Genomic DNA, 20,298 nt, shown 5'->3' on the forward strand with positions numbered 1-20,298 from the left:
CTTTTCGCTCTGTAACCGGCCAGCGCTATGATGGTATGGCCTCGTTCAGATTTCCGGTCGGCCTGTACCCGGCAATTCGCGGGCCGAGGAACGTCGGCTCTATGGACCGGTCCAGCGAGGGAGACGACGGAAGGGGCCGCGCTGTCGCGCAGCCCTCTTCTTCTTACTGCCCACCCCATGCTGCCGGATAGTCGGGCAGCTTTTCGCAGCCGCACATGGCATGATGTAGCGGCGGCATCTTGTCGTTGACGTACTGGTCGAGCGTCTCGGCTGTGATCGCCGGCTGCGGCATCACCCATTCCGGACCCGGGACCGGTTCACCCTTCAGCACGTTCACGGCCGCAATGATGGGCGTGCGCCACTGATAGGTCGGGTAGGTCGGCGCGATCGCCTTGAAGCCTTCGGCCTTCCATTTCATCAGAAAGTCCTGCTGGTCCTCCCCGGTGATAACAGGCAGGGGCAGACCGGAGTCTTCGAAAGCCTCCAGCGCTGCAACGGCGGTGGCGCCGGCATCCATCCAGACCGCGTCGATCGTGCCGCGCTGCAGATAGTCCTCGACGATCGACTTGGTCTTGGCGTTGTCGCCCTCGGTGAACTCCTCGCCGATGACGTTCAGCCCCTTTTCCTTGAAGATGTGCTTGGCGGCGGACGCACGGGTCTCCAGTACGTCGACGCCGGGCACGATGCGCAGCATCAGCACGTTGGCGCCGGCCGGCGCATTGGCCGCCACGAATTCGCCTGCCTGGATGCCGAAGCCATAACCGCCGACCGGGTGGATGAAAGTGACCGGGCATTTTGTGTTGACGCCGCGATCGAAGACGATGACGGGCAGCTTGGCACAGGCCTTCTCGACGGCCGGGGTCAGCGCCGCGGTCGTGTTCGGCGAGACGATCAGAGCCGAGCATTTGCCGCCATTGATCAGATCGTCGATGTCGGAGATCTGCTTGTCGTCGGAGCCTTCGGCATCGACATGGATGAGCTCCTTGATTTCCGGATGGAGCTTCACTTCAGCCTGCATGTTCGTCCAGCCGGTCACGCGCCAGGCATTGTTGACCCCGGCGTTCGAGAAGCAGATCGTGTAGGGACCATCCTTCTTGAACTTTGCGGTGTCGGCCATTTGGTCACCGTAATATTGCGCCCACGGCTCCCCACCCGGGCCGTTGGCCTTTGCCGTCAAGAGCTCGCGCTGCCTGGCGAACTCGGCAGGATCGTCGAAGTTCAGCTGTTGGGCCTGCGCGGTGCTGGCGATGAGGGCAGCCGAAAGGGTGGCGGTCAGCAGTCTTTTCATGTCTCACTCCCATTTGATCATGATTTTTCAGTTCCTCCCGACGGCCCTTCGGCCGACGAAACTCAGGTCCCACCGGCGCGGTTGCGCCGATAGGTGGCAAGCACGACGGCGACGATCAGGATCACGCCCTGCACGACATCGCGCACCGGTTTCGGCAAGCCAATGAAATTGAGCAGCGTGAAGATCGCAGTCAGCGTCAACGCGCCGGCGATCGACGCGGGCACCGAGCCACGCCCGCCGAGAAGCTGCGCACCACCGATGACGCAAGCCGTGATCGCCTGCAGCTCGTAGCCGACGCCGACATCTGTCGAGACGCCCGCAAAACCGCCGAGCAGAATGCCGGCCGTCACGGCGCTCAGCGACGACACGACGAAGGCGGTGATGCGAACCCGCTCGAGCGGGACGCCCGACATCTGCGCCGCCCGCGGATTGTCGCCGATCGCATGCAGCATGCGGCCGAGATTGGTGCGATGCATGAGCCAGAACAGGCATATGCCGACCGAAAGCAGCACCAGCAGCGCAACCGGCAGGAACTGAATGAGCGGAATGCCCTGGATATTGACGCGCCCGAAGAAGCGGAAAGTCTCGGGCAGGTAGCCGCGCGGCGATCCGCTCGACCACATGAAGGCTGCACCGTTCAGAGTAATCATCATGCCGAGTGTGGCAATCAGCGAGGGGACCCTCAGAAAGCTGACGACGAGACCGTTGATCACGCCGACAGCGAGCCCGACAGCGTACATGACAGGGATCACCCACCATGTCGCATCGGCATTGTTGTTGAGCAGCATCGATGAACCGACCACTGTCAGCGTGATCAGCGAGCCGACCGAGAGATCGAATCCACCAGAGACGATGACATAGATCTGGCCGGCGGCGAGGATCGCCAGCGGCGCGGCACGCTTCAGGAAATTCATGTATCCGGGGGGCTCGACGAAATTCGGGTTCGACAGCGTGATGGCGACGAGCAGGGCTGCAAGCACGAAGAAGACGGGATTGATCTTCGGGAAGCGGCCGCTTCTCGAGGTGCCGGGCGTCTCTGCAGAGCCGATGGTTTGCTGAATCATGCCACTATCCTCTTCGAACGCACGGCGTAGAAGGCGACGGCTGCGACAATGATGATGCCACGCATCACCTGCTTGGCGAAGGCGTCGACGCCGGCGAGATTAAAGATGGAGTCGATCAGCGAGAAGATGATGACGCCCGCGACGGTGCCCCAGATCCCGCCCTTGCCGCCGGAGAGGATCGTCCCGCCGATGACCACGACGGCGATCGATTCCAGGTCGTATGCACCCTCCGTGCCGATCCAGGGCGAACCGGACTTCAGGCGACTTGCGAGATAAAGGCCCGCCAGTGACGCACACAGGCTGCAGATGATATGGCTCGCCATCACCACGCGGCCCGTCTTGATGCCCGCTGCACGCGCGGTGTCGCGATTGCCGCCGACTGAGTAGATGTTGGACCCGAAGCGAGTGAACCGCAGCAGGACCCAGGCAGCAAGAACGACCAGCGCCAGCATGATGAGGCTGAATGGCAATCCCAGCACAGTGCCATAGGCGAAGAACTGGAACGCATCCGGGACCGAACCTGCGAACTTGCCGTGGAAGGAAGCAAGGCAACCCTGAATGATGAGCGCCATGCCCAGCGTCGCGATGAGCGGATTGACCTCCAGCCTGATAATCAGCAGCCCGTTCAACGTGCCGACCAGAACACCCATCAGCAGCACCGCGAGGACGGCAGGCACCATCATCGCCGGATCACCGTTCATGATCGCCGACGAGACCACCGCCGACGCGGAAATGAGATGCGCCACCGACAGGTCTATCGAGCCGACGAGAATGGCGAAGGTCTGGCCGACAGCGGTCATGCCGAGCGCGATGGAGCGGTTGAGGATGGAGATCGCCGCTTCCGGTGTCAGGAACCGCGTCAAACCAAGGCTGAGCGCGATAGCGATGTAGATCAGAAGCGCGGCAGCGAGCAGCAGGGCCGGCGAATAGCGCTCAATGCGCGAAGTGGGGCGTTTGGTGAAGATCGCCGTGTTCATGCCGCCACCGCCTCTTCGCCGGTTGCAGCGAGCATGACATCGGCTTCCGACACGCCGCGCTGGAACGCTGCCACCAGTTCGCCGGCGCGCATAACGAGGATGCCGTCGGCAGCACCGAGCACCTCCGGCAGGTCGGACGAAATCATCATGATCGCCGTACCCTTGCGGGCGAGATCGCGCATGAGGTGGTAGATGCCGGCCTTGGCATTGACGTCGATGCCGCGCGTCGGCTCGATGAAGATCAGCAAGCGTGGCGCCAGAGCCAGCCAGCGCGCGACAATTGCCTTCTGCTGGTTTCCGCCGGAGAGCGCCTTGATTTCCTGGGAAAAGCTGCCCGCGCGCACGTCGAGGTCCTGCAGCAGCCTATCCATCTCCTCAGTGGAGGCGAACGCGGTCGCATCAGCCTTGCCCGCGAGAGCCGACAGCGCCCTTGCCGTCAGCATGCCATTGTCCGTGACCGACTGCATGAGCACCAGCCCTTCGGCCTTGCGATCGCCCGGCAAAAGGCCGATGCCTGCGCGGATGGCGTCGCGCGGGTTGGTGAACCGCGCCGGCTTGCCGGCAAGCAGCACCTCGCCCCTGATGAAGGGCGAAAAGCCGAAAATCGCCTGGGCGAGCGCAACGCGCCCTGCCCCCTGCAATCCGGCAAAACCGACGATCTCGCCGGCGCGAAGTTCGAAGGAAATGTTCTTCAGCCGCTCGTTGCCGGCATTGCGCACGGAGAGCACGGCATCACCAATCTCCTGCGACGTCGCCGGCGCCGCATAGAAATCGCCGATATCGCGGCCGACCATGGCGCGTACGATCACATCGGGCTCCGGCACTTCGTCGAAGCTCGCGGCCGTTTCGCCGTCCTTCAGCACAGTCACCCGATCGGCAAGCCGCGTGATCTCGCGCATGCGGTGCGTGATATAGACGATCGCCACACCCCTCATCTTCAGCGTGTCAACGAGGCCGAACAGCACCTCGCATTCCGCCTCGTTCAGGGCGGCAGTCGGCTCGTCCATCACGATCACCCGTGCATCGAGCGACACCGCCTTGGCGATCTCGACCAGTTGCTGGCTTGCGACATCGAGGTCGGCGACAACCGTGTCGGGTTCGATCCGATGCGACGAGCCGAACAGCGAGAGCACGCGTCGCGCCTCCTGGTTCATCGCCCCGTGGTCGACGAGGCCGAACCGCGTCGGCGCGCGGCCGAGAAAGATGTTCTGCGCCACGGTGCGCTCGGGTAGTAGCGAGAATTCCTGGTAGATCACCGCGATGCCGGCGCGGATCGCATCGAGCGGATGAGTGAAATGTCGCTCCTCTCCGCCCACGACGACGGCGCCGCCATCCAGTCGGTAGACGCCGGAGAGGATCTTCATCAGCGTAGACTTGCCGGCGCCGTTCTCGCCGGCCAGTGCGTGGACCTCACCCGGATAGGCAACGAAGCTCACACCTTTCAGCGCTTTGACGCCGGGAAAATTCTTGGTGATGCCGCGCATCTCGATTGCGGGAGAAGGAATGGTCATGCTTGTGCCCATGTCTTGCGAATGAACGTCGCGCTTTCGGAAAAGAGCGTCTCGAAATCGGGAAACAGCGGCCGCCAGACGCGGGTTGCCGTCGCGATTGCTGGAAGTCCGGCGCCGAATGCTTCAAGGGTCAGCCAGCCGTCATAACCGATCTCCTTCAAGATCTTGAACATTGCGGCGAAGTCTATGTGTCCCCGTCCCGGGATGCCACGATCGTTCTCGGAGACGTGAAAGACGCCGATGTCGCTGCCGATCAGGCGAATGGCCGCCTCCGGCCGACGCTCTTCGACGTTGGCATGAAAGGTGTCGTACATGATCTTGAAGGCTGGATGCCCAACCCGGTCCACATAGGAGCGGGCCTGCTCCATGGTGTTCAGGTAATAGGTCTCGAAGCGATTGAGGGGCTCGAGGCTCAGATGCATACCGTTTGCCGCAGCCCGCTCCGCCAGTGCCCGATGTGCGTCGGCGCCGTATTTGAGCTCGTCCTCGCTGGCCCCGGCCCCGGTGAAGAACCCGATCGGTGCATGGAAGGGCCCACCCATACTTTCGGCCCCAAGGGCGATGGCGCAATCCAGGGCCCAGTCGAGATGGGCAAGGCCGCGCGCTCGTACGTCCGCGTCACAACTGACCGGGTTGGCGTCCGGCGTCGGAACGATCGACGTGGTCGATCGGCCGATGCCGAGCGTGTCGAGCTCCTTGCCCAGGCGCTCATAGTGGCTGACGGCACCTTTAAGGACCGGGAGCTCGACCCCGTCATAACCGAGGTCGCGCAGCCGTCCGATGCTGGCCAGGTGCCTGTCCTCGACGAAGTCAGTCAGACAGAGAAGGTTGATGCCCAGGTTCATGGCGCGCTCAGTGCAGCTTGATGCCGAGGTCGCGGCAGGTCGCGCGAATCCAAGACAGGGATTTCTCGATCATCGGGCCGGCGGCTCCCTCGCATTCCAGGCTGAGCACGCCGTCGTAGCCGTGATCGCGCAGTATCGCGAGGCAGGCCTTGATGTTGTCGGCATTGACACCATCGCCGAGCGCGCAATGGCTGACCGCGATGCCGGTCTGCCCGCCACGAACCGCAGCGGCGAGCGATTGCGAAACATCCTTGACGTGAACGTGGCTGACCTTGTCGACGAAGCGCGGCAGAAACTCCGTCGGCTCCTGACCGGCGATGAAGGTGTTGCCGGTGTCCATGTTCATGCGCAGCCATCGGGAATCGACGAAGGCAAGCATGCGCTCCATGAATTCGGAGCGCGTGGTGAAATGCCCGTGCGGCTCGATATTGACGATGATTTCGTGCGCTTCCGCGACCTCGATGATCTTCTCGTAGCTGCGCTTCATGAGCGCCATCGATTCTTCTTCGCTCAGCCCCGGCGGCATATGGAGCCCGTCGGTCGTGTCGACGCAAGGGCTGCCGGCCTGCGCGGCCCAGGCAATCGATTTCAGCACGTAAGGCACGCCGCGCAACGGGCCATCTTCGCCGGAAAGCGGATAGGCGGCATCGACCTGGGAGAAGCGCACGCCGTAGCGATCCATCTTCCGACGCAGTAGTGCGGGATCCTCGTAAAGCGCGACATGCGGCTGGTAGCCGAGACCATGAATCCAGCTCACCCCGTCTATCAGGCCACACTCGATGAAGTGCACATCGTTGTCGCTCGCCCACTGCAAGCATTTTTCGAACGACCAATAGGCCGAGTTGAACGCGTCCGTGTGGAAACCTATCCGCACCGGAAAATCCTCCCTGATTCTCCTCCATGCCGTTGAGTTTCAACGACAAATCACGAAGCGCCTCCGTTTGCCGCTTGATGATGACGCAGCATTGCGCAATAAAGGAGCGTCCGCGTTCGAAATAGAGGACTGGTAAATTTTGAACATCGGCGGGGGAGAGCGATGAGCAAAGTCAACAATGAGCGAGCCGTCGGCCGGCCGGCGGTTTTCCGTGAGCCGGGTGCCCTGCTCTATGCCGGGAACTGCCAGGACCTGATGAAGGCGTCTCTTGCCGGACAGGTCTCGCTCAACGCATGGACGCGACGCGGCTATCCGGGCATCGACCTCGGCCACGCCCTGCCGCAGGTCTGTTCCGTCGGCGGTTGGGATGCGACGAACCCGCAGGACTGGGGTCTGCGCGAACATTGCAACGAAGGCGTCAAGATCGCCTATCTCGCACGCGGCTCTCTCACCATTACGATGGACGGCCGCAAGACCACGCTCAGCGAAGGCCAGATGTTCGTCGTCCGGCCGTGGCAATTGCATGCGCTCGGCGACCCCAATATCGGCGCAAGCCATATCGTCTGGGTGCTGATGGACATGGGCGTGCGTCGCCCACATGAAACCTGGCTCTGGCCCGATTGGATCGGCTGGCCGGAACGGGATCGCAGGCGGCTGAGCGAGCTTCTGTCCAAGAACGAGCAGATCTCCTATCTCGCCTCGCGCGAAGTCGCGCGCACCTTCATGGATATTCACGAGGTGGTGGCGAGCCGTGACATCCATGGCGGCGAAGCGCGCCTGCGCCTGCTGATCTCGATGATGCTGCTCCAGTTCCGCCAAATGCTGGAAAGCCAGGCGCCGGTGCTGGATCTGGCACTCGCAAGTTCCAAGCGCACGGTCGAGATTTTCCTCAAGCGCTTGAGGCATGCCCTCGACGAAGACTGGACCCTGGAGAACATGGCTGTCGAATGCAATCTCTCGCGCACCCAGTTCACCCAGCATTGCCAGGTGCTGACCAACATGACGCCTGTGCGCTACTTGCAGATGTTGCGCCTGAACGCGGCGCGCCAACTGCTCGAAAGTGGCCAGCAGTCCGTCACCAACGTTGCTTATGACTGCGGCTTCTCCTCGAGCCAATATTTTGCCACCTGCTACAAGAAGCGCTTCGGCTTCTCGCCCATTGAGACGCCGCGACAGCAGACGATGATGACCAGCTGAGCTCCGTCAGGAGGGATCCCCCTACCGAACGAAGATCTGGTTGGCACAGGGGCGCCGGCGCTATGCGCAAAGAGAGCTTTGGAAGGACCGGCGTCTCGAGCGTTACGCGGACATGGCCAGGATGACCATCAGCGACGAATCAAACCGGTTGCGGGACGTTTTTTTCCTATCCGGTTGGTCCTCGTCTTCGGCTGCAATCACACCTGGCCCTGGATCCACGCCAGGAATTTGCGAACAGCCTTCCCGTTGCCGCGCCGATCCAGATGCACGAGTTTGGTCAGGTCGTAGCTTTGACTGCCTGCGAGCTGACGACAACGTCAAATTCCGCCTCGACGGCCTTGCGACGACGGCGGCCTATCGAAGCAATCGAGTGTCTGCACTACGTAGATCCTTATCAGGCCAGGATACTTCGGGTTGCCCGCTGGTCTGCAAAGGATTCAAGGTCAGTCGTGCAAGAGCCTGGCCCTGCGGTACTCGAACTCAAATCGAAGGAGGAGACGTTGGAAGACGCTGAAATTGAAAGACGTGCCAGACAGCTATGGGTTAGAGAGAACCCTAATCGACCATGGCTCCCGCTATCTCAAAGGGCCGAACTCGGACAGGACATGTCGGCTAGTGCGTCCGAGGAAGACAGGAAGCGCTATATTGAACGGGTTCGAAGTGGCGAGTAGGCTCAAGCCACTAAGCTTGTGCTTCCGGGAAAGACGACGACTGAAACAGCGACGCCGCCAGCCAACGGCGGCCGCTCAATAGAGGCGCATGCGTCGAAGTAAATATAAGCATCGGGCCCAACAAAAAAGGCCGGGGCGCGCTGGCTCCGACCTTTTTTCTTTGTCGCTTCCAAGACTAGTGCCAGTACATCCGTGGTCACGAGTCGAAAGCAGTGCGCGATTGCCGGCGTGGAGTTATCTCATGCTCGACAGATGCGCGTATACCAGTTTTATAGGACGACGGGTTTTCCGAAACAAGTTGTCCGTTTGGGCTATGACCTACGCCATATGCAGCCAAATAGGGATCAGATACTCATCCTCGACCACCAAAATGAGTGGCAGCAGACAACGAGGAAAAGCCCCATCCGCGACCCGGTGAACCCTAGAAAACAGGACGATTACCTTCCCTCGGCCGCAGGCCAATCGTTTGAAGGTTCATCAATAGTGGTCTTCGCTGTGTCGTCGTCTGCGGGGTCTGGATCGCGGATCCAGGCGCTGCGCAGACCATCGACATCCTCAAGGATGGCGGCGAAAACATCTTCCTGCTGAATGCCTGCCACGACGAACAGGTCTACCAACCCCTCAAGTCGCAGTCGAAGATCCTCGCGCCATGCCTGCGGATCTTCCTCAATCGCAATCGTCATGTTCGACCTTTCTTGCGGCTCGTCGGCCATTGAGAAAAAGCGCATTCTCTAATCGGTCGGGTATGCGGCCCTTGGCAATGTGACGCCGCCGGCCTCTAGCTCTGTTTCTTCTTCCGCCGCGGCAAGTCGGGCACTGGTTGCGTCCAAAATAGCCGTCAGAAATTCTACACGGCCCCATCCGACCAAGTGGGCTTCTTCGACAAGGAGCTGCACCGCGTAGTCAACCGCCTGGTCGAGTTCGACCTTCCGCTCGGATGTGCCTGGGGGCTGATTTGGAGGATCAATCATTGCATTCCTCAAACCGAAGATGGTGACGTCACAGAACGCCTGAAATATGAACCCCGTGTTCGGAAAATCGTTCCAAAACTTCTCAATCGAAAATCCGGCTTTTCGGGTGCTCCGCAGCCCTACGCAGACGACGCACCGCCATTGATAAGGGCCGGTCGGCCATTTGTGGAACCTCCCCACCCCATTGTCAGTTCCTCCTTCACACCAACAAGGAGAAACTCCATGGCAAAGAATGACCTTACAGCCGGCTTCACCGGCACACCCACCGAACCACCTACTGGCGTTCGCAAAGTAGCAAAGACAGCGGGAGATGTGGTGAAGCGCGAAACCAGTGCTGTGGCTGCTGCGGCCGCGGACCACCCACATACCGCAACGGGTTTGGTGCTTACGATCGGCGCCCTTGCCTTCGCGATCGGCTACATTATGGGGCGATCGTCGATCGAGGACACTAGGCAGGGCTATTGGCGGTAGGAGGCGCGCTGGCGCTTGGAACGCTTTAGTGGATAGCAGCGTCTGTTTGCCGCTGTCCGCCCGTCTCGGCGGGTTAAGCGCGGCACGCCATCGCACTCAGACGCCGAGTACCAATCGCGCTCGAATGGAACACTTTCCTTCCAATTAGGTTTCACCAGTTCATTTCAAAGGAGAAACGAAGATGGATCACACTAATCACGTCCGCCTCGCAGCCACAGAACTCACGCCCGCAGTCCTGGAAGGTGCGACAGTTTACGGAGCGGATGACCATAAGGTTGGCAAAGTTGATCATGTGCATGGAGCGGGCGCCGGCAGCAGCGTTATCATTGACGTCGGCGGCTTCCTCGGCATAGGCGCCAAGCCGGTCGCGGTTCCCCTTACCGATCTCGATTTCATGCGGGATGAGGACGGCGACGTCCACGCTATCACGACATGGACCAAGGATCAGCTTAAGGAGATGCCCGAGCATCGCCATTAGCCACTGTAGCCCGGCCTATGTGCCGGGCTTCCTCCGACTGTGGTCAAAAGCACCGCAGACGGCGAATATCTCCGATCTGATCACATTCGTTCAACGTGCGCACATTGGCGGACTCCCTCACGGAGCTACGGTAAGTCCGCTACGAAGATAGCCGGATGCAACGTATGTCGCCGACCGCCACAAAACTCACGCCTTGAGCGGCGATGAACCAGAGGTCTCGACAGCCAGCATGGTCGGCAGCTCCCAAATCGATGCGCGGCAGGCTCCGTTGCATGTTGCATTGCGAAATAAATGAGGTCATAAAAAAATCACTCACCACGGACCCGGTGAAACTCCGGGTGGCTCTTCTGGCCGCCGATCCGCCAGACCACGCAAAACCTGCATGCCAACTTCAGAACCGCTCGATCGAGCGCGTTCGCCATGCTTTGCGAGAACACATCAGATGCAATTTTCCTCCATCCGCCGGGATTGGTCCGCCGCCCCTATGCGCGAAATGCTCGCCGGGGCCGTCGCGACGTTCGCCTTGATCCCCGAGGTCATCGCCTTTTCTTTCGTCGCCGGCGTCGATCCTCAGGTCGGCCTATTCGCCTCCTTCATCATCGGCATTGTCATCGCTTTCACGGGCGGGCGTCCTGCCATGATTTCCGCTGCTGCAGGATCGGTCGCGCTCGTCGCAGCACCCCTCGTCCACGCGCATGGGCTGCCCTATCTCTTTGCCGCCGGATTGCTCGCGGGCATCTTCCAGATACTGTTTGGGCTCCTTCGGCTCGGCGTTCTCATGCGTTTCGTTTCGAAATCTGTCCGCACAGGCTTCGTGAACGCGCTTGCGATCCTGATCTTTGGAGCCCAGCTACCGCACATCATTGGCGGCGACTGGCTTGCCTACAGCATGCTGGCGGCAGGACTTGCGGTCATCTACCTTGCCCCAAGGGTCACCACGGCGATCCCATCGCCGTTGATCTGTATTTTGGTTCTGACCCTGGTATCGATCTCGTTACAACTCCCGGTGATGACCATTGCCGATCTCGGCAAGTTGCCTGACTCTCTTCCGATCTTTGGCTGGCCCACCGTTCCCCTGACACTGGAAACGCTGAGGATTATCGCAGGGCCGGCGCTCGCCATCGCCATGGTCGGCCTGCTTGAATCTATGATGACGGCCAGTGTGGTGAATGATCTGACGGGAACACCGAGTTCGAAGAACAGGGAGTGCACGGGACTCGGCATTGCAAATGCCGCGGCAAGCCTGTTCGGCGGGATCGCAGGCTGCGGCATGATCGGCCAGACCATCAGCAACGTGAAGTACGGCGGACGCGGCCGACTATCCACGCTGTTTGCGGGGGCCTTCCTGCTGGTGCTGATGGTCTTGCTGAAGCCATGGGTGTCTCAGGTTCCGGTCGCAGCACTGGTGGCCATCATGGTTATGGTATCGATCGACACGTTCGACTGGCGTTCACTGCGCAGTGTGATCGTTCACCCAAAGGTGTCGAGCGCGGTCATGATCGCGACCGTCCTCGTCACGGTGTCTACCTCGAACCTGGCACTCGGCGTGACAGTGGGCGTCCTTCTAAGCGGCGTCTTCTTCACGTTCAAAGTCGCCCGCCTCTTGCGGGTTGAAACCGCGGTCGACGCTGCTGCCGGACGTTTGACATATCGCGTGTCGGGCCAGGTGTTCTTCGCGTCGGCCGACATCTTCGTCGAGGCATTCGATATAGAAGAGGCAAGTGGCATGGCCGTTCTTATCGACGTATCACAGGCACACTTCTGGGACATCACCGCCGTCGATGCTCTGGATAAGGTGGTGGGACGTTACAAGGCGCATGGTATCGCCGTGGATATATTGGGCCTGAACGAGGCGAGTGCCACGTTGATCGGGAGCCTGAATGGAGCGATGAAGCTTAAAGAGGTCTGATCCAGATTATTTGATCCTCAACAAGAGCTGGCCATGAACGCCAAGGACCATGGCCCTCTTTGTTAAGGTTCTGTCGGCCAACAGCGGCCATCACAATCGTCACGCTTTTGTGGCCGAAGCCGACCTGGCGGCCGGCACCAGAACCAGTATCTCGGGCAAAAATCCGACCTCACTTGGGGGCACCCAAGCGGTCGAGCCAGTCTGTCACCCTTTCAATCGTCTGTCGTTCCTGCGGCGCCTGCATGGAGAAGCCCTCGACCAGGTTCACGGTCGGCGCGTGCGTTGCGAGGACCGACAGGCTATCGCCAAGCCCGTAACCGCCATGGGTGATGAGTGGCACAATGGTTTTGCCCGATAGGTCATGCGCGGAAAGAAACGACCGTATCACCGGAGGCGCCGTCATGCCCCAGATCGGAAAACCGAGGAAGATCGTGGCATAGCTGGCGACGTTGTCCACCGTCGCCCTCAAGGGCGGCTTATAGCCTTGGTCGCGTTCCGATTGCGCCTGCGCGACCGTCTCGAAATAGTCGTCGGGATACGGTTGTTCCGGCTCGATCTCGAATAGATCTGCGCCCAGGGCACGGCGGACCTGCCGGGCGACAACCCGCGTGTTTCCGCTGCGCGAAAACACCGCCACGAGCGGCTTCTTGCCCTGTTGGGCCACGGTGGCGGACGCGCTGCCCGCCGCAAGGGTGAGGAACAGCGGCGCCATGAGAAGGCCCCTCCGGGTCGGCTTGCCGAAATCAGTCACGACGGTTCACCTGCCTTTGATTAAAGCCCGGTCATCTTGAGCGATGCTTCGGGAAGACGCTCGCCACGGACCTCGATTTTGGAGACCTCGGCATCAATCTCGGCAAGATCATTAGGCGTCATTTCCAGATCGGCACTTTCAAGGTTTTCTTCCAACCGACGGAGCTTGGTGGTGCCGGGAATCGGGACGATCCAGGGCTTTTTCGCCAACAGCCAGGCGAGCGCGACTTGCGCCCGCGTAGCACCTTTGCGATCGGCCACTGCCTTGACCACGCTCACCAGCGCCATGTTCGCCTTGCGGGCTTCGGGTGTGAACCGCGGCACATGGTTGCGGAAGTCCGTCGGATCAAAGGCCGTGTGCTCGTCGATCTTGCCGGTGAGGAAACCGGCGCCGAGCGGGCTGAAGGGAACAAAGCCGATGCCAAGTTGCTCGAGCGCCGGCAGAAGTTCGGCCTCCGGTGCGCGCCAGAACAGCGAATATTCGCTCTGCACCGCGGTCACGGGCTGGACTGCATGGGCGCGGCGGATGGTCTGGACGCCGGCCTCCGAGAGACCGAAGTGCTTGACCTTGCCTTCGGCGATAAGCTGTTTGACGGCGCCGGCCACGTCTTCGATCGGCACGGCCGGATCGACACGGTGCTGATAGAAGAGGTCGATGCGATCCGTTTTCAGCCGCTTCAACGCGGCCTCCGCCACCGCCTTGACATGTTCGGGACGGCTGTTGGTGCCGCCACTGCGCGCGCCGGTCTCAAGGTCTATGTCGAAGCCGAACTTCGTGGCAATGACGACCTTGTCGCGGATCGGTCGAAGCGCCTCCCCCAGCAACTCCTCGTTGGTGAAAGGTCCATAGGCTTCTGCCGTGTCGAAAAGCGTCACGCCCAGGTCGTGCGCGTCGTGGATGAGCTGGATCATCTCACTCCTATCCCCAGCGCAGCCGTAGACGCCCGTCATACCCATGCAGCCGAGGCCTAGGGCCGACACTTCAAGATTTCCGAGATATCTGTGTTTCATTGTTTATCCCTTACTTCTTCTCAGGTGCCTCGACGGCCGAGTAGGCCAGAACGGCATCGGGCAAGCGCTGGCCGCGCACCTTTATGGCAGAGACTGCGGCATTGAGTTCTGTGGTCTCTTCGGCGCTGAAGCTGATCGACGTGGCGCCGATATTCTCAAGCAGGTGCGGCATCTGTGTCGTCCCAGGGATCGGTACGATCCACGGCTTTTGCGCCAACAGCCACGCAAGTGCAATTTGAGCCCGGGTCGCCTGCTTCCGGTCAGCCCAGTTATTCAACAATGTCACAAGCGCCAGGTTCGCCGGCAGGTTTTCCGGCGAGAAACGCGATTCGATCCCGCGGATGTCGCCCTGGGCAAAACGCGTCCGCGCGTCGATTGCACCCGTCAAGAAACCGACACCAAGCGGGCTCCATGGAACGAAACCGATGCCGAGTTCCTCGCAGACCGAAAGCACTTGATCTTCAGGCCCACGCCACAGCATCGAATACTCGCTCTGGACGGCCGACACGGGAAGTGCGGCGTGAGCGCGGCGCAATGTGTTAATCCCCATTTCGGAAAGGCCCCAATGCAGGACCTTGCCCTGGTCCATGAGGTCCTTGACTACATCAGCGACATCCTCGATCGGAACGTTCGGATCGACGCGGTGCTGGTAGAGAAGGTCGATGCGGTCCGTGCGCAGACGCTTGAGCATGCCGTCAACCACAATCTTGATGTGATCCGGACGACTGTTGAGGCCGGGACGGCGCTCGCCGGTTTGGAGGTCGATGTTCCATCCGAATTTCGAGGTGATCACGACGGTATCTCGGAACGGTTCGATGGCTTCGCCAAGAATCCGCTCGCACTCATGCGGGCCATAGGCCTCGGCGGTATCAAAAAAGGTGACGCCGCGCTCGTGGGCCGCACGGATGATGTTGATCATCTCCAGCCGGGACGGGATCGTCGTCTGATAGGTCCGGCCCATGTTCTGAACACCAAGGCCGACGCTTGAGACTTCCAGCGTTCCAAGCTTTCGCCGATCGCTCGACTGGACTGAGGCAGAACTGTCCGCGGTCCCTGCCTGTGCAAAGGCCGGCGAACTCGCACTGGCGAGCAGGGGAGCCACCGCAAGACTTCCCGCCGCGCCGAGGAAGCCTCGACGGCCGATTGTCGTTGTGTCCTCATTCGTCATGTCTTTCGTCCTTCCCTGTGATCGGTTTGCAGACCGTTACCCATCGACCGTCGTGTTTCGGGGCCGAGTGCGTTGCGAACGCAGCCGGAAGAAGCTGGAAGAGATCCGAGTGTCCGGCTGCCCGCACCATTGAGTTCCAAGGTAGCGCGTGACGCCGATGGCGATTAGATGCCATAATCCGCATGAACCTTTTAGATGAGCTAACAAATCCAGATGGAAAACTTCAACGATCTCGCCGCCTTTGCGGTTATCGCCAGGGAGAAAAGCTTCACGCGGGCTGCTGCAAAACTTGGCGTATCGCCGTCGGCACTCAGCCAGACCATGCGCAATCTCGAGGAGCGACTGGGTCTGCGGCTGCTGACCCGCACGACGCGCAGCGTCTCGTCGACGGAAGCCGGCGAGCGCCTGCTGCGAACGGTTGCGCCGCGCTTCGAAGAGATCGAAGCCGAATTGGTCGCTTTGGGTGAGCTTCGGGACAAGCCGGCCGGGACGGTTCGCCTCACGGCCGGTGAACATCCCGCGATCTCGATCCTTCAGCCCGCGCTCAAACGATTTCTCCCTGATTATCCGGACATCGCGGTGGAAATCATCGTCGACTACGGCCTCACCGATATCGTCGCCGAAGGCTATGATGCCGGGGTGCGCATGGGCGAGCAGGTCGCCAAGGATATGATTGCAGTGCGCATCGGCCCCAATATGCGCATGGCGGTCGTGGCGTCGCCAGCCTATTTCGAGCGGCATCCGCTTCCACAAACCCCGCAGGACCTGACCGCCCACACCTGCATCAACATCCGTCTCCCGACCTATGGCGGGCTATTCCCTTGGGGTCTGGAAAAGGACGGACGCGAGGTGAAAGTGCGTGGAGAGGGGCAACTCGTGTTCAATAGCCTGAGCATGCGATTGTCCTCAGCCTTGGACGGACTTGGCGTCGCCTATATGCCCGAAGACCAGGTACTCGCTCATGTTGCCGAGGGGCGGCTGGTGCGCGTTTTGGAGGATTGGTGCCCCTCCTTCCCCGGCTATCATCTGTATTATCCGAGCCGTCGGCAGCAATCGCCTGCTCTCGCATTGCTGGTGGACGTTCTGCGGTATCGCGGCAGCTGAACGGACTGCGCTTGATGCCTGGAGCCCACGTCACAATGTAGTGCGTCAGGCACATGCAGAGCCCGGCAATGGCGAGGCAGTGAACGAAGAAGCCCGCGACAGAGTAGCAAAGGTAAGTGGCCCGGTGCGGCGCACCAAGGCCTTTCCGGTGCACGATCCACCGTCGCTCGGCACTCAGCCGGCAAGGATTTGGTTGCCATCAAGGGCGATATCTCCGCTGCCAAGGCGGCGCAGTACCGCCTCGGCATGGATCTGGGCGAGCGCAACCTGCAATGCAGATGCGCTCGAGCATCACGCCGCCAGGTGTTCGAACAGCCGGGCGACGGCCTCCGCGCCCGGATCGACATGGCCCTCAAGTTGTCGCGCGTTGATATAAGCTGCGCGACCGGCATTGGCCTTGAGGAGCTTCGCCGTCAGGTTTGCTCCTTCCCGAGCCGCCAGGGCGGCCGAACGGACCCCGTCGCCGAGTGCGTCGAGAGCGGGGGAAAGCGCATCGACCATAGTTCGGTCGCCGAGACGCGCACCGCCGATTTCCTGCATCCGGGCAAGTCCTGCCTTCAGCGCATCGCGCATGGGAAGGCCGCTTGACGCAGCGTCGCCGGCTGCGGCGAAGAAGATCGCCAGCAGCACGCCCGACGATCCGCCCATCGTCTGGCTGAGTTCCTGGCCAATCGCCCGGTAGAGTTGGGTATGATCGGAGAGCGGCAGCCGGTCGATCGCATTGATCAGGGCGCGTGCGGCGCCAGCCAGTGTCGAGCCGGTATCGCCATCGCCCGACTTGGCATCCAGCGCATTCAGGTCTTCCTCGGCTGCAACCAGGATCCGGCAGCATTTGACAATGAACTCGCGTGTCTCCCTGTGTTCGGACGACAGCGGCGCAATTGGCGTCAAGCCGTCGGGCAGCATATTGACGATGACCGGTTTGACCGTTGACACGCCGGGCCATGCCGCCATGGAAACCGGTGCGCTCAGCGCCGCTATTTCCGCTTCGTCAGCTGGATAGACGGACACCGAAAAACCATGCATGTCGAGAGAGGTCATCATCGACGCGGGACCGACGATGTGCGAAATCCGCGCTCCAATCGAAGACGTAATCAGTTCGTGCGCTAGTACCGACATTTCCAGCGTTGAGGTGCCGCCGAGATTGTTGATGAGCGCCACATAGGATCTATCCTCCATGGCCGCTGCAAGTTTGCTTACGGCTGCTTCCATGGCCAGTCGAGCGTCGATGAAGTCGACTTGCTCGACACCGGCCTCCCCATGGATGCCAAGCCCAAGTTCGGCCATGTGGGCCGGAATGCGGTCCTCCTTTGGGGATCCAGGAACCGTACATGTATCGAGGGACATGCCGATGCTCTTCGATCCGGCGGCCACGCGCCGGGCGGCCGCCGTCACCGTTTCCAGATCCACACCGGCCTCGGCCAACGCTCCTGCGATCTTGTGAACGAAGAGAGTGCCTGCGACACCGCGTGCCTGCGGCAACTCGGGTAATGCCACGTCATCGCCGATGATGACCATGCTGACATTGAGGCCGAAGGCACGGGCGCGTTCGGCGGCGAGACCGAAGTTCAGTCGGTCGCCGGTATAATTCTTGACGATCAGCAGGCAGCCGGCTGGACCGGTGACCGCGAGAATGCCGGCAAGAACGGCGTCGACACTGGGTGAGGCAAAGACGTCGCCGCAGACGGCAGCGGTCAACATGCCCGCCCCGACGAAGCCCGCATGCGCAGGCTCGTGCCCTGCCCCGCCGCCGGAGACCAGCGCCACCTTGGACTTGTCCCAATCATTGCGCAGAACCACTCGAATATGAGGGTAGCCGTCGAGCCGTGCCAGCGAGCCGCCGCTTATCGCCAGCAGGCCGTCGATCGCCTCGGTGACGACGTCTTCCCTCTTGTTGATGAATTGTGCCATGTGATCCTTCCTCTAAGCTAAGCGCATGCCGGCCGCGTCGAAATAGAGCGGCTTGTCCGGCTGAATTTTCACGGTGTCGCCACTTTTCAGCCTGGTGTGGGCGTCGGTGACGGTGATGAGGTCGTTTTTCTTGAAGGACAGATGAAGACGGGTCTGGTCACCAAGATGCTCGACCCGCCGGACCAATGCCTCCTGGCCGCTGCCCTGTGTAATGTGCTCGGGCCGCAAGCCGATGTGCGCCGCTCTGGATGGTGCGCCGGGAAAAGTGTCGGCGGGAATAATGTTGATGCGGGGCTGGCCGAGCTTTGTTGCCGCATAGATGCTCACCGGATGCTCGTAGACTTCACGCGGGGCGCCGAACTGCACCAGCCGGCCTTCGTGAAGCACGCCGATATGCGTTGCCATTGTCATTGCCTCGATCTGATCGTGGGTGACATAAAGCAGCGTGGCGCCGGACTTGGCCTGGATATTCTTCAGCTCGACGCGCAAATCGGCCCTGAGCTTGGCGTCGAGCGAGCTCAAAGGCTCGTCCATGAGATAGATCTGCGGCGTGCGAACGAGCGCGCGGCCAATGGAGACACGCTGCATTTCGCCGCCCGAGAGCGCCGTCGCCATGTTGTCGAGTTTGTGGGAGATCTGCAGAACCTCGGCGATCGCATTGACCTTGCGGTCAATCGCGTCGCGTGGCGTCTTCAATAGCGGCGATTTCAACGGGAATTCAAGGTTCTGCCGCACCGTCAGATGCGGATAGAGCGAATACTGCTGAAACACCATGGCGACGTTGCGCTGCGCCGGTGAATGTCCCTCGACTGAGTGGCCGCCGAAATAGATATTGCCGCTATCGGGGCGATCGAGACCGGACACCATGCGCAGCGTCGTGGTTTTTCCGGCACCCGTCGGCCCGAGGAGAACGACGAAGGAACCGTTCGGTATCGTCAGCGACACGTTGTCGAGCGCTGTATGATTGCCAAACTTCTTCGTCACGTTTTCAAGAACGACGTCAGCCATGGCGCAACACTCCCTCATTGGCTTCGGACAGAAGCGCCTGCCCTTTCACGCCCTCAAATATCGTCAGGGTGGCGGGATCGAACTCAAGACCGATGACTTCCCCGGATCTGACAGCCTGCCTCGAGGACGCACGCGCCTTGACCTCGCCGTTCGGCGTCGCCAGCGTAATGATCTGCGTGGTGCCGAGATATTCCGTGGCAAGCACTCTGCCGCGATACTCAGAGGAATCGGAAAAGCGGATGTGCTCGGGCCTCACCCCAATTGTCAGCTTGCCCTTGGCCCCTTGCCGCGATGACGGAACATCGACCTTCTTCCCCGAAAGCTCGACGACAGTGCCGCCGGCATCGATCATGCCGTCAAAATCGAAGAAGTTCATGGCCGGAGAACCGATGAATTTTGCCACGAATTTGGTTGCCGGCCAGTCATAGATTTCCTGCGGTTTGCCGAACTGCTCAACGACGCCGTGGTTCATCACCACGATCTTGTCGCCCATCTGCATGGCTTCCAGCTGGTCGTGGGTGACGTAGACAGTGGTCGCACCGATCCGGTCGTGAAGTGCACGCAGTTCCTCGGCCATATGCTCGCGGAACTCCGCATCGAGCGCGCCAAGAGGCTCGTCCATGAAAAACGCCTTTGGGCGGCGCACGATAGCACGGCCGAGGGCGACACGCTGGCGGTCGCCGCCCGACAATCCGCCGACCGGGCGGTCAAGGATCGTCTCGATCTTGAGGATGCGCGCCACATCTTCCACGCGTGCCTTGACCTCGGCCCGCGGCATGCCCTGGCTCAGCAGAGGGTAGGAAATGTTCTTGCGTACATTCATATGCGGATAGAGGGCGAACATCTGGAAGACGAAGGCGATGTCGCGCTGGCTTGCCGGCTTCATGCCGACTTCTTCGCCATCGATGAAGATTTCACCGCTGGTCGGCAGTTCCAGACCGGCCATCATTCGCAACGTTGTCGTCTTGCCGCAACCCGATGGTCCCAGCAGCATGAAGAATTCGCCGTCCTCCACTGTGAACGAGGAGGACTCGACGGCAGTGAATGCTCCGAACTCCTTGCGCACATTCTGAATTCTGATCTGTGCCAT

At 60.9% G+C, this 20,298-nt stretch carries 18 protein-coding genes and 1 other annotated feature; of the genes, 5 read left to right on the forward strand and 13 right to left on the reverse strand.

What is annotated here, in order from left to right:
• Positions 1 to 163 precede the first annotated feature (163 nt).
• From ASD02_RS22655 to ASD02_RS22680, 6 genes are all read right to left on the reverse strand, one after another.
• The gene (locus tag ASD02_RS22655; protein ID WP_057207178.1) at positions 164 to 1,288 is read right to left on the reverse strand and encodes an ABC transporter substrate-binding protein; all 1,125 of its coding nucleotides are present in this window, start codon (positions 1,286 to 1,288) and stop codon (positions 164 to 166) included.
• Positions 1,289 to 1,350: 62 nt separating this feature from the next.
• Positions 1,351 to 2,352: an ABC transporter permease gene (locus ASD02_RS22660; RefSeq protein ID WP_057207177.1), complete on the reverse strand. Its 1,002-nt coding sequence runs from the start codon at positions 2,350 to 2,352 to the stop codon at positions 1,351 to 1,353.
• Positions 2,349 to 3,329: an ABC transporter permease gene (locus ASD02_RS22665; RefSeq protein ID WP_057207176.1), complete on the reverse strand. Its 981-nt coding sequence runs from the start codon at positions 3,327 to 3,329 to the stop codon at positions 2,349 to 2,351. Before ASD02_RS22665 ends, ASD02_RS22660 begins: the two co-directional genes overlap by 4 nt.
• Positions 3,326 to 4,840 carry a sugar ABC transporter ATP-binding protein gene (locus tag ASD02_RS22670; protein WP_057220085.1) on the reverse strand — a complete coding sequence of 505 codons (1,515 nt, stop codon included), beginning with the start codon at positions 4,838 to 4,840 and terminating at the stop codon, positions 3,326 to 3,328. Before ASD02_RS22670 ends, ASD02_RS22665 begins: the two co-directional genes overlap by 4 nt.
• Complete coding sequence (locus ASD02_RS22675) at positions 4,837 to 5,685, reverse strand: sugar phosphate isomerase/epimerase family protein (RefSeq protein ID WP_057220064.1); 849 nt, start codon at positions 5,683 to 5,685, stop codon at positions 4,837 to 4,839. The genes ASD02_RS22670 and ASD02_RS22675 overlap by 4 nt, the downstream gene beginning before the upstream one ends.
• A gap of 7 nt (positions 5,686 to 5,692) precedes the next feature.
• Complete coding sequence (locus ASD02_RS22680; protein WP_057220065.1) at positions 5,693 to 6,559, reverse strand: sugar phosphate isomerase/epimerase; 867 nt, start codon at positions 6,557 to 6,559, stop codon at positions 5,693 to 5,695.
• A gap of 162 nt (positions 6,560 to 6,721) precedes the next feature.
• On the opposite strand from ASD02_RS22680, the gene ASD02_RS22685 reads away from it, so the two are divergent.
• Positions 6,722 to 7,756, forward strand: coding sequence for an AraC family transcriptional regulator (locus ASD02_RS22685; protein ID WP_057207174.1), 1,035 nt, complete (start codon positions 6,722 to 6,724; stop codon positions 7,754 to 7,756).
• Positions 7,757 to 8,864: 1,108 nt separating this feature from the next.
• On the opposite strand, the gene ASD02_RS22690 is transcribed toward ASD02_RS22685, so the two are convergent.
• Complete coding sequence (locus tag ASD02_RS22690; protein ID WP_057207325.1) at positions 8,865 to 9,110, reverse strand: hypothetical protein; 246 nt, start codon at positions 9,108 to 9,110, stop codon at positions 8,865 to 8,867.
• A gap of 510 nt (positions 9,111 to 9,620) precedes the next feature.
• Between ASD02_RS22690 and ASD02_RS22700 the strand changes: the two genes are divergently transcribed.
• The 3 genes from ASD02_RS22700 to ASD02_RS22710 all read left to right on the forward strand — a co-directional run bounded on the left by ASD02_RS22700 (position 9,621) and on the right by ASD02_RS22710 (position 12,256).
• Positions 9,621 to 9,869: a hypothetical protein gene (locus ASD02_RS22700; protein WP_057207172.1), complete on the forward strand. Its 249-nt coding sequence runs from the start codon at positions 9,621 to 9,623 to the stop codon at positions 9,867 to 9,869.
• Positions 9,870 to 10,050: 181 nt separating this feature from the next.
• Entirely contained in the window at positions 10,051 to 10,347 is a 297-nt protein-coding gene (locus ASD02_RS37300) for a PRC-barrel domain-containing protein (protein WP_082523550.1), read from the forward strand.
• 316 nt (positions 10,348 to 10,663) lie between these two features.
• Positions 10,664 to 10,719, forward strand: a sequence feature (sul1 is cis-regulatory element that is thought to sense ions involved in sulfur or methionine metabolism; They are found in Alphaproteobacteria).
• 70 nt (positions 10,720 to 10,789) lie between these two features.
• On the forward strand, positions 10,790 to 12,256 hold the full coding sequence (locus tag ASD02_RS22710) for a SulP family inorganic anion transporter (protein ID WP_057220066.1): 1,467 nt from the start codon (positions 10,790 to 10,792) through the stop codon (positions 12,254 to 12,256).
• A gap of 169 nt (positions 12,257 to 12,425) precedes the next feature.
• Here ASD02_RS22710 and ASD02_RS22715 read toward each other — a convergent pair whose 3' ends face one another.
• From ASD02_RS22715 to ASD02_RS22725, 3 genes are read right to left on the reverse strand one after another with little or no spacing between them, the layout of a single operon-like run.
• Complete coding sequence (locus tag ASD02_RS22715; protein WP_025430278.1) at positions 12,426 to 12,968, reverse strand: flavodoxin; 543 nt, start codon at positions 12,966 to 12,968, stop codon at positions 12,426 to 12,428.
• Positions 12,969 to 13,027: 59 nt separating this feature from the next.
• Positions 13,028 to 14,017 carry an aldo/keto reductase gene (locus ASD02_RS22720; RefSeq protein ID WP_057220067.1) on the reverse strand — a complete coding sequence of 330 codons (990 nt, stop codon included), beginning with the start codon at positions 14,015 to 14,017 and terminating at the stop codon, positions 13,028 to 13,030.
• 10 nt (positions 14,018 to 14,027) lie between these two features.
• The gene (locus ASD02_RS22725) at positions 14,028 to 15,185 is read right to left on the reverse strand and encodes an aldo/keto reductase (protein WP_057220068.1); all 1,158 of its coding nucleotides are present in this window, start codon (positions 15,183 to 15,185) and stop codon (positions 14,028 to 14,030) included.
• 213 nt (positions 15,186 to 15,398) lie between these two features.
• On the opposite strand from ASD02_RS22725, the gene ASD02_RS22730 reads away from it, so the two are divergent.
• On the forward strand, positions 15,399 to 16,289 hold the full coding sequence (locus tag ASD02_RS22730; RefSeq protein ID WP_025430281.1) for a LysR family transcriptional regulator: 891 nt from the start codon (positions 15,399 to 15,401) through the stop codon (positions 16,287 to 16,289).
• A gap of 291 nt (positions 16,290 to 16,580) precedes the next feature.
• On the opposite strand, the gene ASD02_RS22735 is transcribed toward ASD02_RS22730, so the two are convergent.
• Genes ASD02_RS22735 through ASD02_RS22745 form a run of 3 tightly spaced genes read right to left on the reverse strand, consistent with a single transcriptional unit; the run spans position 16,581 to position 20,298 of the window.
• Positions 16,581 to 18,200 carry a dihydroxyacetone kinase subunit DhaK gene (locus ASD02_RS22735; protein ID WP_057220069.1) on the reverse strand — a complete coding sequence of 540 codons (1,620 nt, stop codon included), beginning with the start codon at positions 18,198 to 18,200 and terminating at the stop codon, positions 16,581 to 16,583.
• A 12-nt stretch (positions 18,201 to 18,212) separates the two neighbouring features.
• Positions 18,213 to 19,208, reverse strand: coding sequence for an ABC transporter ATP-binding protein (locus ASD02_RS22740; protein ID WP_057220070.1), 996 nt, complete (start codon positions 19,206 to 19,208; stop codon positions 18,213 to 18,215).
• Positions 19,201 to 20,298: an ABC transporter ATP-binding protein gene (locus ASD02_RS22745; RefSeq protein WP_057216945.1), complete on the reverse strand. Its 1,098-nt coding sequence runs from the start codon at positions 20,296 to 20,298 to the stop codon at positions 19,201 to 19,203. The genes ASD02_RS22740 and ASD02_RS22745 overlap by 8 nt, the downstream gene beginning before the upstream one ends.

Source organism: Ensifer sp. Root1252, from assembly GCF_001425885.1.
GTDB classification, from domain to species: Bacteria; Pseudomonadota; Alphaproteobacteria; order Rhizobiales; family Rhizobiaceae; genus Ensifer; species Ensifer canadensis.

Coding starts and splice junctions, on each gene's coding strand:
- ASD02_RS22735 (WP_057220069.1), bottom strand. CDS start 18,200: ATGGCACAATTCATCAACAAGAGGGAAGACGTCGTCACCGAGGCGATC.
- ASD02_RS22720 (WP_057220067.1), bottom strand. CDS start 14,017: ATGAAACACAGATATCTCGGAAATCTTGAAGTGTCGGCCCTAGGCCTC.
- ASD02_RS22730 (WP_025430281.1), top strand. CDS start 15,399: ATGGAAAACTTCAACGATCTCGCCGCCTTTGCGGTTATCGCCAGGGAG.
- ASD02_RS22700 (WP_057207172.1), top strand. CDS start 9,621: ATGGCAAAGAATGACCTTACAGCCGGCTTCACCGGCACACCCACCGAA.
- ASD02_RS22725 (WP_057220068.1), bottom strand. CDS start 15,185: ATGACGAATGAGGACACAACGACAATCGGCCGTCGAGGCTTCCTCGGC.
- ASD02_RS22710 (WP_057220066.1), top strand. CDS start 10,790: ATGCAATTTTCCTCCATCCGCCGGGATTGGTCCGCCGCCCCTATGCGC.
- ASD02_RS22660 (WP_057207177.1), bottom strand. CDS start 2,352: ATGATTCAGCAAACCATCGGCTCTGCAGAGACGCCCGGCACCTCGAGA.
- ASD02_RS22675 (WP_057220064.1), bottom strand. CDS start 5,685: ATGAACCTGGGCATCAACCTTCTCTGTCTGACTGACTTCGTCGAGGAC.
- ASD02_RS22655 (WP_057207178.1), bottom strand. CDS start 1,288: ATGAAAAGACTGCTGACCGCCACCCTTTCGGCTGCCCTCATCGCCAGC.
- ASD02_RS22690 (WP_057207325.1), bottom strand. CDS start 9,110: ATGACGATTGCGATTGAGGAAGATCCGCAGGCATGGCGCGAGGATCTT.
- ASD02_RS37300 (WP_082523550.1), top strand. CDS start 10,051: ATGGATCACACTAATCACGTCCGCCTCGCAGCCACAGAACTCACGCCC.
- ASD02_RS22665 (WP_057207176.1), bottom strand. CDS start 3,329: ATGAACACGGCGATCTTCACCAAACGCCCCACTTCGCGCATTGAGCGC.
- ASD02_RS22670 (WP_057220085.1), bottom strand. CDS start 4,840: ATGACCATTCCTTCTCCCGCAATCGAGATGCGCGGCATCACCAAGAAT.
- ASD02_RS22685 (WP_057207174.1), top strand. CDS start 6,722: ATGAGCAAAGTCAACAATGAGCGAGCCGTCGGCCGGCCGGCGGTTTTC.
- ASD02_RS22715 (WP_025430278.1), bottom strand. CDS start 12,968: ATGGCGCCGCTGTTCCTCACCCTTGCGGCGGGCAGCGCGTCCGCCACC.
- ASD02_RS22740 (WP_057220070.1), bottom strand. CDS start 19,208: ATGGCTGACGTCGTTCTTGAAAACGTGACGAAGAAGTTTGGCAATCAT.
- ASD02_RS22745 (WP_057216945.1), bottom strand. CDS start 20,298: ATGGCACAGATCAGAATTCAGAATGTGCGCAAGGAGTTCGGAGCATTC.